This window comes from Pseudoduganella rivuli, assembly GCF_009674485.1.
In the GTDB taxonomy this organism is placed as follows: domain Bacteria; phylum Pseudomonadota; class Gammaproteobacteria; order Burkholderiales; family Burkholderiaceae_D; genus Rugamonas; species Rugamonas rivuli_B.
This window is the reverse complement of sequence record NZ_WKJJ01000011.1, coordinates 1-13,400: the sequence shown is the minus strand read 5'-3', so window position 1 is coordinate 13,400 and position 13,400 is coordinate 1. Positions and strand designations below refer to the sequence as shown.

The 13,400-nt window shown below is 63.3% G+C and carries 12 protein-coding genes; 7 read left to right on the top strand and 5 right to left on the bottom strand.

Annotated features, from left to right (window positions below; genetic code table 11):
- Nucleotides 1-22: 22 nt before the first annotated feature.
- Nucleotides 23-1,270, bottom strand: a complete 1,248-nt coding sequence (locus GJ700_RS17865; RefSeq protein ID WP_154376321.1) for a DUF4861 family protein — start codon at nt 1,268-1,270, stop codon at nt 23-25.
- A gap of 20 nt (nt 1,271-1,290) precedes the next feature.
- The gene (locus tag GJ700_RS17860) at nt 1,291-3,135 is read right to left on the bottom strand and encodes a rhamnogalacturonan lyase (protein ID WP_154376319.1); all 1,845 of its coding nucleotides are present in this window, start codon (nt 3,133-3,135) and stop codon (nt 1,291-1,293) included.
- A gap of 265 nt (nt 3,136-3,400) precedes the next feature.
- Between GJ700_RS17860 and GJ700_RS17855 the strand changes: the two genes are divergently transcribed.
- The 5 genes from GJ700_RS17855 (at nt 3,401) to GJ700_RS17835 (ending at nt 7,952) form a co-directional block, all read left to right on the top strand.
- On the top strand, nt 3,401-5,866 hold the full coding sequence (locus GJ700_RS17855) for a chemotaxis protein CheW (RefSeq protein ID WP_154376317.1): 2,466 nt from the start codon (nt 3,401-3,403) through the stop codon (nt 5,864-5,866).
- Nucleotides 5,867-5,934: 68 nt separating this feature from the next.
- Nucleotides 5,935-6,297, top strand: a complete 363-nt coding sequence (locus GJ700_RS17850) for a type II toxin-antitoxin system RelE/ParE family toxin (protein WP_154376315.1) — start codon at nt 5,935-5,937, stop codon at nt 6,295-6,297.
- Nucleotides 6,294-6,632: a helix-turn-helix domain-containing protein gene (locus tag GJ700_RS17845; RefSeq protein WP_154376313.1), complete on the top strand. Its 339-nt coding sequence runs from the start codon at nt 6,294-6,296 to the stop codon at nt 6,630-6,632. Before GJ700_RS17850 ends, GJ700_RS17845 begins: the two co-directional genes overlap by 4 nt.
- A 16-nt stretch (nt 6,633-6,648) precedes the next feature.
- Nucleotides 6,649-7,500, top strand: coding sequence for an AraC family transcriptional regulator (locus GJ700_RS17840; RefSeq protein ID WP_154376311.1), 852 nt, complete (start codon nt 6,649-6,651; stop codon nt 7,498-7,500).
- A 44-nt stretch (nt 7,501-7,544) separates the two neighbouring features.
- Entirely contained in the window at nt 7,545-7,952 is a 408-nt protein-coding gene (locus GJ700_RS17835; protein WP_154376310.1) for a DUF2000 family protein, read from the top strand.
- A gap of 43 nt (nt 7,953-7,995) precedes the next feature.
- On the opposite strand, the gene bcaP is transcribed toward GJ700_RS17835, so the two are convergent.
- Nucleotides 7,996-9,432, bottom strand: a complete 1,437-nt coding sequence (gene bcaP / locus GJ700_RS17830) for a branched-chain amino acid transporter BcaP (protein WP_371868017.1) — start codon at nt 9,430-9,432, stop codon at nt 7,996-7,998.
- A gap of 246 nt (nt 9,433-9,678) precedes the next feature.
- Complete coding sequence (locus GJ700_RS17825) at nt 9,679-9,900, bottom strand: hypothetical protein (protein WP_154376308.1); 222 nt, start codon at nt 9,898-9,900, stop codon at nt 9,679-9,681.
- Between the two features lie 212 nt (nt 9,901-10,112).
- Between GJ700_RS17825 and GJ700_RS17820 the strand changes: the two genes are divergently transcribed.
- A complete protein-coding gene (locus tag GJ700_RS17820) occupies nt 10,113-10,868 on the top strand; it encodes a Crp/Fnr family transcriptional regulator (RefSeq protein WP_154376306.1) in 756 nt (251 codons plus the stop codon).
- 95 nt (nt 10,869-10,963) lie between these two features.
- A complete protein-coding gene (locus GJ700_RS35530; RefSeq protein WP_229507079.1) occupies nt 10,964-11,272 on the top strand; it encodes a DUF5710 domain-containing protein in 309 nt (102 codons plus the stop codon).
- A gap of 21 nt (nt 11,273-11,293) precedes the next feature.
- Here the strand turns inward: GJ700_RS35530 and GJ700_RS17810 are convergent, their stop codons facing one another.
- Nucleotides 11,294-13,183 carry an adenylate/guanylate cyclase domain-containing protein gene (locus tag GJ700_RS17810; protein WP_154376304.1) on the bottom strand — a complete coding sequence of 630 codons (1,890 nt, stop codon included), beginning with the start codon at nt 13,181-13,183 and terminating at the stop codon, nt 11,294-11,296.
- Nucleotides 13,184-13,400: the final 217 nt, after the last annotated feature.

Sequence of the window (13,400 nt, the reverse complement as noted above, 5' to 3'; positions counted from 1 at the left end):
ATAGAAATTCAGTGTGATTGGATTATGGAGCCAGCGCGGAAACTTTGATCGCTACCGGCGCGCGCAGCCGCGCCGCTTCCGCCACCACCAGCCTGCGCCAGTCGTCCTGCGTTTGATACGGGCTGGCGCGGTCCCACGCGGCGCCTGTGTAATAGCGCAGCGGCTGGCCGGACGTGACGGGCGCCACGATCAGCTGGTTCAGCGCATCGTCGGCAAAGCCGGCCGACGTGGGCACGATCACGGCGGTGCCGAAGGCGCCATTGCTTTTCTGCGTGACCCATTGCCCGATCCAGTGATTGGATGCGTCGGCAATGGCGGCCACGTGCGGTTCCTGGCCCTTGTCGGTCGGGTTCTTGTTGAGGCCCACGGCCACGTTGAGTTGCTTAGGGCCGGCGAATGTAAAGGTGCTGTCGACCTGGTCGAAATAGCGGCCGGCGTCCACCGTGAAGCGCTTGACTTCCGAGACCGCCACGCCCCCGGCGTCCCAGGCGTCGTAGCGCAATTCAAAGATGGCGCGCAGCGGGCCGTTGGCGATGACTTTCCACGACGCGTAATTGCGGCCCGTGTGCAGCGCCTTGCCATCCCACACGCCGGTGCCGCCCGCGCCGCGCGTCTTGCCGACGTTGTACATGTCCATGCCTTCACCTTCGTCGTGGTGGTAATGGTCATGGCCCTTGTTGTACCAGCGGTCGACGATGGGGTAGGCGACTTTCTTGAACCAGATATCGAGGCCGCTGGTGACCAGCACTTCCTTGCCGCTGCCGGCCGGCGCGGGCGCGGCCAGCGCGGGTCCATAGGTGCGGTGCGCCACCTTGTCGTTTTCCCACGCGAAGTCGTCCAGCCGTTCCGGCACATAGCGTGCCGACACCTTCGGCGGGAATGGCGGCGACACGGTATCGGTGGTTTCCACGGTAAATACCGCACTGGCCTCGCCTTCGGCGAAATCGTGCTGGAACAGCAGTTCGCCGTACGCGATCCCCTTGTTGTCGGGGTCCTTGGCTTCCGGCGCCACGTTGGTGACCTGGTACGGCAGCAGGTTGCCGCGCGCGTCGCGCACGGCGATGCGTTGCAGCAGCGCGCCCGGCAACAGGCGGTTGACATCCGCCCAGGGCACTGCGATGGTTTCAGCGGGCCGCGCCTGTTTCAGCGTGTGCGAGGCGGTGACCTGCATTGTCGCGGCCAGCGCATCGGTGGAAGCGGCGCCCAGCGCGGCCAGCACGGCCAGCGTGGCCAGGGCGGGGCGGAAAGTGAGGATCGTTACGGCAGTCATCGTGGATTCCATCAGCGGGATCAGGGAGTGTGAACAGGTTGCAGGACGGGCGGCGCCATGCCGTCGCCCAGGTGGAAACCGGGGTGAGGCGGCTGGTTGTAGCCCGCGTTTTGCGCGGCCACCTGCACCCGGTATTGGGTATCGTGCATCAAGGTCGGCAAGCGGATCGCCGTGGGAATGGTGGTGGAAAACACCAGCAGCGCCTGGTCGTCCTGGCTGCGCCACACGACTTCTTCGCGCCAGTCGCCGAACAGGTCGGCCGACAGCACGGGTGTCGCCTTGGTGCCGTTGTTGGACGCCGCGCCAAGGCTGCCGCCATCGAGCAGCGTTTCCAGCGTGCCGCTGGCGGGCTTCCACTTGGCCACGCGCACGCCGTCCAGCGATTCGCGCAGCGCGTCGCCATCCCACCACAGGCCGAAGTTCATGGCGCGCGGACGGTTCGGTGAAATTTCCTTGCCCGCGGCGCTCATCAGGCCACCCACGGCGCCCCAGCATTCCTCGCCCGGATAACCGGGATCGATGTCCATGCAGACGCCGCGGCCCACGTCCTTGTTTTGCCCATCCACGCTCCACAGGAGGGCGCCGGTGGCGGCGTCGTGCATTTCCACGCCGTGCTTGCCGTAGCACGAGGGCGTTTCATGCACCATGAACACTTGCAGGCCGGGACGGTGCGGATCGAGCTTGCCGACGTGCAGCGCATCGCCATGGCACAGGCCCGTGCTGTACAGCAGCGTGCCTTTGCCGGACACGGTGGCCGCGCCATAAATAATGTCGTCCAGCCCGTCGCCGTCGGCATCGGCCACGGACAGCCAGTGCGCGCCCTGGTGGTACAGCCCCGGCTTGCCTATAGGGTCGTCCTTGTCGGTGTCGTAGACCCAGCGGCTGGTCAGCTTGCCGCCGCGCCAGTCCCACGCGGCAATCACGGCCCGCGTGTAATAGCCGCGTGTAAACACCGCGCTGGGGCGCTCGCTATCGAGGTAGGCGACGCCGCCGAGGAAACGGTCGACCCGGTTGCCGTAGGCGTCGCCCCAGGCGGCCACGTCGCCCCGGGCCGGCAGGTACGGTTGCGTCGCCATGGCGGCGCCCGTGACGCCATTGAACACGGTGATGAATTCCGGGCCGTCCAGCACATAGCCGCGCGCGTTGCGGTAATCCCTGGCGGCGTCGCCGATGGTGTTACCGACGCCGTCCACCGTGCCATCGGCGGTTTTCACCATGACTTCGGCCTTGCCGTCGCCATCGAAGTCGTAAGCGAGGAACGTCGTATAGTGCGCGCCGGCGCGAATGTTCCTGCCGAGGTCGATGCGCCACAGGCGTCTGCCGTCCAGGCGGTACGCATCCAGAAAGGTATTGCCCGTGTAGCCCGCCTGCGAATTGTCGTGTGCATTGGTGGGCTGCCACTTGACCAGCAATTCATACTGGCCGTCGCCATCGAGGTCGGCGGCGGAGCCGTCATTGATCTGGTAAGTGTATGGATGGCCGTCCGGCGTCACGCCATCCTGCGGCTTTTGCACGGGAATCGACAGGTAGGGTTGCCGCCAGACGGCGCCGGCGGCCGCTGCCGGCGCTTCCTTGCCGCCAATGACGGCGCGCACCGTGTACGTCGCGCCGGGCTTGCCGTCCGGGTCGGTGAAGTTTGACACCGCCAGCGGCGCGCCGTTGAGTTTTTTGCCGTTGCGGTACAGGTTGAACGCGGTGCCCGGGGCATCGGTCGCCAGCACGCGCCAGCCGATGAACACGCCGCCATTGGCGGCAATCGCCACCGCGCCCCGGTCCAGTTTTTCCACCTGGCGGCTGGCGCCGGCGGGCGCCGCCACGGCGCAGACAGCCAGCACAGACAGGGCGGCGGACAACCATCGTTTCATTATGCACCTCACATCAATCGTGATGGACGAGTATCAGGATTGCCCTTACGGGTGTCAACGGAGCCGCCCCAATCACTCACCGTCATGAGCACGGGCGCTGGCGACGGCGGGCTGGCCCGGGAATTGCTTTTGAGAACTAGGCGATGGCTGGAAGTGGCTAGCAGCATGGGACTTTCAGCTTTCCTGCACAGTTTGGGGGCCGTTCCATGGTGCAGGACTCCCTACATTGGACGGCCGGGCCGCAAGGCTGAATCAGGTGACCGCTATGAGCAAATTATTGGATGTAGGCAGGCTGCTGCCGTATATGCACGATGTGGGACACTGCAAGCGTTCGCTGCACGAACTGAACCTGATGTGGCGCATGATCGAAGCGTCCGCCAAGATGAATTGCGCGGCGGAGGCGCGCTCGATCCTGCCGACGATTGCCGCCACACGCCAGGGTTTCGGCGAACTGGAAGGGGAACTGGTGGCCAGTCTCGCGCATGAAAAGATGAGCAATGCGATGGCCGAACTGAATACCAAGGCCCATTACGTGATTGAAATCGTGGTGCGCAATCTGTATGAGCGTACCGCCGACGTGGGGTTCCTGGCCACCGATGCGGGCATCTGCGAATTTGTCGCGGGCCTGTCCGGCAACCCCGGCGCGATGCGCAGCCGCCTGCGCGCGTACAGCCGCAAATACACGGTGTACGACGAAATCATGCTGCTCGATACCGAGGGCAATGTGCTGGTGCAGATCGATGAATCGGCGCCGGTGGAAGGCAGCCGCGATCCGCTGATCGCGCAGACGCTGGCCACCGACGGTTACGTCGAAACGTTCCGCGCCAGCGACCTGCGTCCCGACAAGCGTTCGGCGCTGATTTATTCGCGCCGCATCCACCATCCGCGCACCGGCGCCGTGGTGGGCTTGCTGTGCCTGTGCTTTTCATTCGAAGAAGAAATGGCGCGCATTTTCGGCACCCACCGCGACCGCCTGCAGCGCTCGAACATGTTGCTGCTGGACGGCGCCGGCCAGGTGATCGCCAGCGCCGATCCGGTATGGATTCCCGTGGGGGCGCAAGTGCCGACCAATCCCGGCGGGTCGCCGGAAGCCATGATGTACGCGGGCCGCGAATACCTGGTGCGTACCTTCGCGTCGCCGGGCTACCAGGGCTATCCGGGGCCGCAAGGCTGGCAGGGCCAGGTCATGATTCCGCTCGACGTGGCCTTCCACGGCGCTTCCACCGCCGTGCTGGCGGGACTGGACCAGACGTGGGCCGACGGCTTGCTGTCCCATGCGCGGGACTTTTGCCCGCCGCTGTTCGAGATCATGAACGCGGCCAACATGATCCGGCGCGTGGTGTGGAACGGCCAGGTGATGTCGGCGGGGCAGGAGGGCGACTTCCTGCGGTTGCAGGCGATCCTGGAACAGATCAGCGAGACGGGTGCGCGCAGCAACGCGCTGTTCCTGGAATCGATCCGCGACTTGTTTGAAACCGTGCTGTCGTCCGGCTTGCGCAACAGCGAATTTGTTTCGCACCTGCTGGTGGACCTGGCCGACCGCAATTTATATGAGCGGGTGGCCGATTGCCGCTGGTGGGCCTTGTCGCCCGCGCTGCGCGCGCTGACCGCGGGCGCCGACCCCGACAAGGCGGCGCGCATGGAGCGCATCCTTGCCCACATCAATTCGCTCTACACCGTGTACAGCACGATCGTCGTGTACGACGCGCAGGGGCGCATCCTGGCCAGCTCGCGTGGACACGCGGCGGACACCATCGATGACGCGGCGCTGGCGCGGGTCATGGCGCTGCGCAGCGACCAGGAATATCACGTGTCGCCTTTCGAAGCCAGCCCGCTGTATGGCGGGCGGCCGACGTACATCTATCATGCGGCGATCCGCGACCCGGATGACGATGCGAAGATCGTTGGTGGCATCGGCATCGTGTTCGATGCGGCCGTGGAATTGCTGGCGATGCTGCAGGGGGTGCTGGGGGATTCGGACGCGGGCGGCATGCAGGCGTATTTTGTCGACCGCGACGGCAAGGTCCTGTGCAGTACCGATGCGTCGCGCCCGGTCGGCAGCGTGCTGGCGCTCGATCCGGCGATGCTGGCGCTGGAAGGCGGCGACAGCCGTTCCGGTTTCATGGCGCATGACGGCCAGTATGCGATTGCGGGCGCCACGGCGTCGCATGGCTACCGCGAATTCACCGGCGCCGGCGTGGTCGCCGTGGTGATCGAGACGCTGGGCGCGCTGCGCAACGGCGTGCCCCGGCTGCGGCAAAGCGCCGCGCTGCCGGGCGGCATGTCGATGACGGCGTCCGGCGCGGAATTCGCCACTTTTTACGTCGACACGGGCCAGTTCGCGATTGCCGCCACCGATGTCCAGGAGGCGCAGTGCGCATCGAAAATCCGGCCCGTCACGATGGGTTCGGGCGCGGCCTGTGTCGGCGTCATCGCGCTGGACGCGGCTGAAGACCTGTGCTGGGTCTACGACCTCGGCGTGCTGCTGCATGGCCGCCCGACGCCCGTCACGCAGCGCTCGCAAGTAATCGTGGCCCGCAACGAAGGCAAGACGGTGGGTTTGCTGGTCGATGACCTCGACGTGGTGGCGAAATTCGACGACGCGCAAATCACGCCGGTGCCGCTGTTCCACGCGGACCAGGCCGCGCTGGTCAAGCAAGTGGTCAATCCGGGCAGCGGAGGCGGGCTGATTCAGATTATCGATGCGGCGCAGGTGTTTGCGTCTGTTTGACGCTGTCGCTCGCGCGGATGGCGCGGTAACGGGACACTCCTGGATACCCCGGTTATCCAGGAGCAGACATGTGTTCGTTGTGTATAAAATTTGATACACTACGTGAAGACAAGGAAATCCGGTGGCTGGGTTCCTCTTTCGAGGACTTGCTGGCGTTCCCGGATGAAGCGCGTCGCGATGCGGGTTTTCAATTGGGCAAGGTGCAGGCGGGTCTGGACCCTGACGACTGGAAACCTTTCGATGATGCGGGCGCTGGCGTGCGGGAAATCCGCATCCGGGACGCGCGAGGTATTTTCCGGGTCATGTATGTCGCCAAATTCGAAGAGGCCATCTATGTACTGCATTGTTTTCAAAAGAAAACGCAGACAACGTCGCTCCGTGACAAGGAAATCACCGCCACCCGTTACCGCGCCATAAGGAAATCAACATGAGCAAAAAAATTGATACGGAGGTGCGCCATGTGACTAAACCGGGCGCCAATCTGTTTGCCGAACTCGGATTTGCGCCGGAGCTGGCCAGCCGCTATCAGGCCGAATCGCAAGTCGCGATTGACCATGCACTGGAATTGAAGGTGCAATTGATGGGAGAGCTGGTCGGTTGGATGAAAGCGCAGGGATTGAAACAGGCCGAGGCGGCTGAAATCCTCAATGTCACGCGCCCTCGCGTGTCCGATGTCGTCAACCGCAAAACCAGCAAGTTCACGCTCGATGCGCTGGTCGATATGCTGGTCCGGGCGGGAAAGCCGGTGCACATCGTTGTAGGCTGACGGGAAGAACGCTTTCATGACCGCCGGCTTAGACAAGACCGACTGGATCAATATCCGCCGCGACCACGAAACCGGCATTGAAAGCGTGCATGCGCATTTCCAGGGGCACGCCTACGATCCCCACGACCATGATGAAGTGCTGGTCGGTGTGACACTGCAGGGCGTGCAGCAATTCAGCTGTCACCGGGCACTGCATACGAGCACGCCTGGCCGGTCGATATTGATTGAACCAGGCGCGGTGCACGATGGCCATGCGCCGGAGCCGCAAGGATTTACTTACGCCATGCTGTATCTGCCTCAGGCATGGGTGTCGGGCATGACGCGGCGGCTCGGGCTGGGGGAAGTGTCGGCCATCGAAGCGGCATTCCGCAGTACGCTGGCCGACGACGTCGCGCTGCGCGACGCCATACAGCAAGCGTTCCTCGCTATTCACCAACAGGAGGGCCGGCTGGCGCGCGACCAGAGTCTGGACCACTTGATCCGCTTGCTGTCGCGGCATCTTTGCGCCAGGCGGCCGTCCGGCGCAGCGGAGGGCATGGGCGCGATGCTGCGGGCGCGCGACTATCTGCATGCGCATGCGGGCAGCGACGTGGGACTGGATGAGCTGGCAACGCACGCCGGTATCGACCGGTTCCGCCTGACGCGTCAATTCAAGCGCGCTTTTGGCCAGTCGCCCCATGCGTACCTGGTGCGCCTGCGCTTGAAGGTGGCCAGGGCATTGCTGGCCAGAGGCAAGACGCCGGTCGACGTGGCTGCGGAAACCGGCTTCGCCGATCAAAGCCACCTGGGCCTGTGGTTCCGCCGCGCTTATCGGCTGACGCCGGCCGCGTACCAGCGCCAGTGCACAAATCTTACAGACGGGCCTTGAGCCGCTCTTCTACCCTGGCGGCATCAGTTTTCACGGAGGTGCGGATGTTCGATACCAAGGTAGTATTTATCGTGCGCAATGACCTGGCGCAGTGGCAGCGGATGAACGTGGTGGCTTTCCTGGCGACCGGCATCGCCGCCGCGGCGCCGGAAATCATGGGCGAGCCTTATGTCGACGCCAGCGGCCATCGCTACGGCAATATGGCGGGCCAGCCGATGTTGATTTTCGAAGCGGGGCTGGACGGCTTGCAGGCCGCCCATCAGGTTGGCCTGCAGCGGCAATTGACCATGTTGCCCTATGTATTTCCCATGTTTTCCACGGGCCACGATGCTGCCAACCGCGAAGTATTCCTGCGGGAAGACCCGGCGAACATGAACCTGGTGGGGCTGGTATTGCGGGGGCCAAAGAAGGCGGTCGACACGGCGGCCAAAGGATTGCAGTTGCACAAATAATAAAGCCTGCCGCGAGGCAGGCTTTATTGGAGCGGCGATACGCTTACTTCACCGGCGCCGCATTCGCCGGCGGCACATCGCCGGCCGTCTTGTTCAGCAGCGAGTGGTGGCGCGCATAGCCGAAGTACACGGCCAGGCCGATCGCCAGCCAGATGCCGAAGGCGATCCAGGTGGTCGCGGTCAGGAAGGCCATCAGCGCGATGCAGAAAGCGATGGCCAGCGCCGGCACCACCGGTACGCCAGGGCAGCGGAACGCGCGGTGCAGGTCGGGACGTTTCTTGCGCAGCACGATCACGGCGATCGACACCAGGCAGAACGCGGCCAAGGTGCCGATGTTGATCAGCTCGGCCAGTACGTCCAGCGGCACCACGGAACCGATCAGGCCGAACACGATACCGACGATCCATGTGCACAGGAATGGCGTGCCGAAGCGCGGGTGGATTTTCGACAGGCGCTGTGGCAGCAGGCCGTCGCGCGACATGGCGAAGATGATGCGGGTCTGGCCATACGACATCACCAGGATCACGGTGGTCATACCCAGGATGGCGCCCAGCGAAACGAAGCCGGCGAACCAGTCCTGCTTGGCTTTGGTCAGCGCCAGTGCGACCGGGTGGTCCAGCGCGGACGCGAATTCGCGGAACGGCACGATGCCGGTCATGATGGCCGACACGATCACGTACAGGATGGTGCAGATCACCAGCGAGCCGATGATGCCGATCGGCAAGTCGCGCGACGGGTTCTTGACTTCTTCGGCGGCCGACGTCACGGCGTCGAAACCGATGAAGGCGAAGAATACGATGGCGGCCGCGCTCATGACGCCGCCCATGCCGAACGGCATGAAGGGTTGCCAGTTGGCCGTGTCCACGTGACCGGCGCCGGTGGCAATGAACAGCACCACCACGGCGATCTTGATCACCACCATGATGCCGTTGACGCGCGTCGATTCACGTACGCCCCAGCTCAGCATGGCGGTAATGAACAGCATGATCAGCATGGCAGGCAGGTTGAAATACGTCTTCACGCCCGGCAGCGCGCCCGGCGCGGCGGACAGCTCGACCGGGATGTGCAGGCCGATGCCGCCGATCAGGTGCTGGAAATAGCCGGACCAGCCAACCGCGACGGCGGACGTCGCGAGGCCGTATTCCAGCAGCAAGTCCCAGCCGATCATCCAGGCCACCAGTTCACCCAGGGTGGCGTAGCTGTAGGTATAGATGGAACCGGCCACCGGTACGGTGGAGGCGAATTCCGCGTAGCACATGGCGGCAAAACCGCAGGCGAGGGCGGCCACGACAAACGCCAGTGGCAGCGCGGGACCGGCTTTCAGCGCGCCGGTGCCGGTCAGGACAAAGATGCCGGTACCGACAATGGCGCCGATCCCCATCATGATCAGGTCGAACGGGCCCAGTACTTTCTTCAGGCCGCCAGGCTTGCGGCCGTCGGCCAGCATCTGGTCCAGGTTCTTGGTTCTAAAAATACTCACTTCTTCTCCAATCGGTCTCTTTATTGAGTTTCTGTCTTGTCCCGGCTGGCCCTGGATAAGGAGCCGGAATGCACCTCGGGCGCCTGCTTAGTTTGGCGCTGCCGGATACTAGCATACGCCGGACCGGGGAAACGCAAAATCTGTATCAAATCCTTAACTTTCCGCCATGAAAAAAACCTGCCGAAGCAGGTTTTTTAATAGGGAGATTTAACGGTGCTGTTTAGTGGCGCAACTGAGTGGAGCAACTTAGTGGAGCAACTGCCCCGTGCGCGGATTGACATAGCGGCTGCCGGCGTAGGGCCCGGACACGGGCGCTTGCCGATCCAGCCGTGCCTGTACCAGCTTTTGCCACGCGCTGACCCAGCGCGAAGCCACCATGCTTTCTTCCGTCGAGCGGGCGCCAAGTGTGCGTTCGACCGCCATTTTTTGGCGTTTCAGGGCGTACAGGGCTTGCGAAAAGTTGTCCATTTTTAAGTTCGTATGAGTTGAGAAGTGGCTGCTCCAGGACTTCTATTATCCGGAAATGCCGCAGCGCTGAATGTTCGTTACCTCACGTAGGACAAAGATGACACCGCATGATGCTTTTGTACTACATCAGTGGAACACTTACTCCGATACAGCAGAGTAGCAACCAGCAATAAAGTGTAAGCATGCAAAACCGACAAGAACAAGGTGCCAAAATGCTGAACACTCAACCTATTTCCGTCCCAACCCGCCCGGCGCTGCCCGTCAGCCTGACGGGAGCGCAACAGAACGACTTGCTGCGTGCATTGGAGCGTGATGAACTGGAAAGCCTGTTCCCGCACCTGGAACTCGTTCAATTGCCTGCGGGCAAAGAACTGTATGGCTACGGCGAACGGCTGGACTACGCGTACCTGCCCACCAACGCCATCATTTCACTGCAATACATCAATGAAGACGGCGCCACCACGGAAATCGCCATGATCGGGCGGGAAGGCATTGCCGGCGCCGCCATGTATCCGGACGAACGCGCCACCCACACCGCCATCGTGCAGTGCGCCGGCTATGCTTATCGCCTGCATACGGACGTGCTGCGCAATGCGTTGCGCACCGGCGGCACGCTGGCGCAGCAATTGATGCGCTACACCAGCATCATGTTTGCGCAACTGGCGCAAAGCGTTGTCAGCAGCCGTCACAGCAGCATCGACCAGAAACTGTGTCGCTGGCTGCTGGACCGCCTCGACCGTTCGCTGTCGGAAGAGTTGAAGGTCACGCAGGAAGCCATTGCCAACCTGCTGGGCGTGCGGCGCGAAAGCATCACGGCGGCCTGCGGCAAATTGCAGGCGGACGGCATGATCGAATGCCGCCGGGGCAAAATCGTCGTGCTGGACCGTGAAGGGCTCGAGCTTGGCGCGGGCGCCTGCTATTTCGCGGCGCGCGGCAAGTCTGCCCAGTTTTCGGGTGCCGACGCCTAAGCCGGTTTCTCCATCCCGCTTCATTCCCCGGCGCCGCTTGCAGGCGTGCGCCGCGTGGCTGATAATGCGCTGCCTTCATTACGAGACAGCCATCCATGACCACCACGCCGCCATTCGACCCGCCTTATAAATGCCGCATCGCCGACGATGGTGGTGAGCGCTGGGTTTCCGTACAGGCGGACGGATCGATGGTGGACTGCGCCGCGCCGGTCATCGTGGTGCCGACCGTTGCCGAACGCGCGGCGGCCAAACCCCAGGGCAAAGCCGTCACGGTGCTGAAAGTGCCGTATGCGGAAAAGGAAGAAGCCAAGCAACTGGGCGCGCGCTGGGATCCGAAGCGCAAGAAGTGGTACGTGCCGGCCGGTGTCGACGCCGGCCCGTTCGAGCGCTGGCTGGAAGGCTGAGGCAGGACGGGGCGCCGCCGGTCAGTCGGGCAACCCCGCCTTGCGCCACAGCGGCAAATATTTTTCTTCGTAATATTTTTTGTAGGCCGCGGGGCTGGACGGCTGCGGCTTCTCGAATTCCGGGATGCGGTACTGCGGCGCCGTGCGTTTCAGATCGGCCAGCGCCGCCTGCTGGCGCTGCGTGTCGCCCTTGTCCGCATACGCCATGGCCAGAATTGCATAGCAGTTCGGGTAGGCCGGGTGCGCCTGCGTCCCTTTCAGGCACCAGTCGCGGGCGCCGTCGTTGTCGCCCAATTGCATGCGGGCGCGCGCCATGTTGGTGAAGATGGTTTCCGGCGGATGCTTCGGGTCCAGCGTGATGGCCTGGTTCAGGCGCGCGATGGCGTCCTTCGGTTCGGCCAGCGCGATGTGCATGTTGGCCAGGCCGATATAGGGCAGCAGGCTTTTCGGACGGGCCGCCAGGAACGCTTCGGCCGTGCTGCGCCAGCCGGGGAAGTCGTCGTGCTTGGACGCGTAAAAACCCAGTGCATACAGGATTTCCGCATTGTTCGGATCGAGCGTACGCACCCGCGAACCGATGTCGCGCACTTCCGCCCACTTTTTTTCCCGTTCCGCATCCGGCATCTGGTTGCCGAAGTTATAGGCCTGCCGGAACAGCGAGATGGCCAAGTCCGTCAATGCATTGATGTTGTCCGGTTCCAGCGCCAGCGCCTGGCGGTTCAGCGCTTCGCTTTGCTGCAATACCGGCAGGGTTTGCGATTTCAGGCGCAATGCGGCGGCGCGCAGCAGCAGGTCGGCGGCTTTCGGGCTGCTGCCCCGTTTTTCCGCTTCGCTGGCCGCCGCGATCACCATTTGCCGGCCGATGCTGTTGCCGATCTGGTTGGTGACCTGGTCTTGCAGCGCAAACAGGTTCGTCAAGTCGCCGTCGAGGGTATACGCCCATTGCGTGGCGCCGCTTTGCGCATCGGTCAGCGTGACGCTGATGCGCACCTTGTCGCCGCTGGACAGCACGTTGCCCTGCAGGATAAAGCGCACGCCGGCATCCTTGCCGATCTGCTGTGCGCTGAAGTTCTTGTCGCGGTAACTTTGCGCCGTGGCGGGGGAACTGACGTAGGCGTCGCGGATGCGCGCCAGGTCGGCCGTGATGCTGCTGGTCAGCGCATCGGCCACGTAGGCTTTCTGCGCATCGCCGGTCTGGTTGGCAAACGGCAGCACGATAATGGACAACGGCGCGGCCGACACGGAAACCGTTGCAGCGGCGGGGGCCGTCAGCGGTCCGCGCAGCCACCAGGCGCCGCCGGCCGCCAATACGGCAATCACGGCGCCGGCCGCCAGCAATGGCTTGCCCGAACGGGGCTTGACCGGGCCCTTGCGCGTGGCCGGCGCGTTGGCCAGGTTGATGCGGTAGGCGCGGATCGGGCGCGTGATGTTCTTGATGGTCAGGTCGCCCAAATCCTCGAACAGCACATCGAGGTCGTTACGCACCTGGTCGCGCACGGCGCCGGAGACGCAAATGCCATCCTGCGGCGCATACGGTTCCAGCCGCGCCGCCACGTTGACGCCGTCGCCCGACACGTCATCGCCATCGATGATGATGTCGCCCAGGTTGATGCCGATACGCATCAGCATCTTGTCTTTTTCGTCGGAGCTGGCTTGCGCCGCATGGTTTTGCCGCTGCATGTCGACTGCGCAATTCAGTGCGGCGCTGCCGGTGGGGAATTCCGCAAGGAAGCCGTCACCCGTGGTCTTGATGATGCGTCCGCCGTACTGGCTGACAAAGGGATTGAACAAATTGTCGCGCAAAGCACGGACCCGCGCGAAGGTGCGCGATTCATCCCGCTCCATCATGGCGCTGTAGCCGACAATATCGGCCACCATGATGGCGGCCAGCTTGCGTTCAATTTCCGCCACGGTCCCTCGCTCTATTGATCAACAGAACCATTATCGCACGCGACAGTTAGCGAAATGCAAGTGTTGCGGAATTTGCGTCAGACAAAAAAAATGGTTCTTCACGGATTGCCGGGATGAGCATGCCGTAAACGCAAGAGAGCAGTAAGGAAGAGTTATTGTGTTTGTGCGACCAAACCCAAAAACTAAACCACTGCTCTCATGGCAAATCATAGTCTCA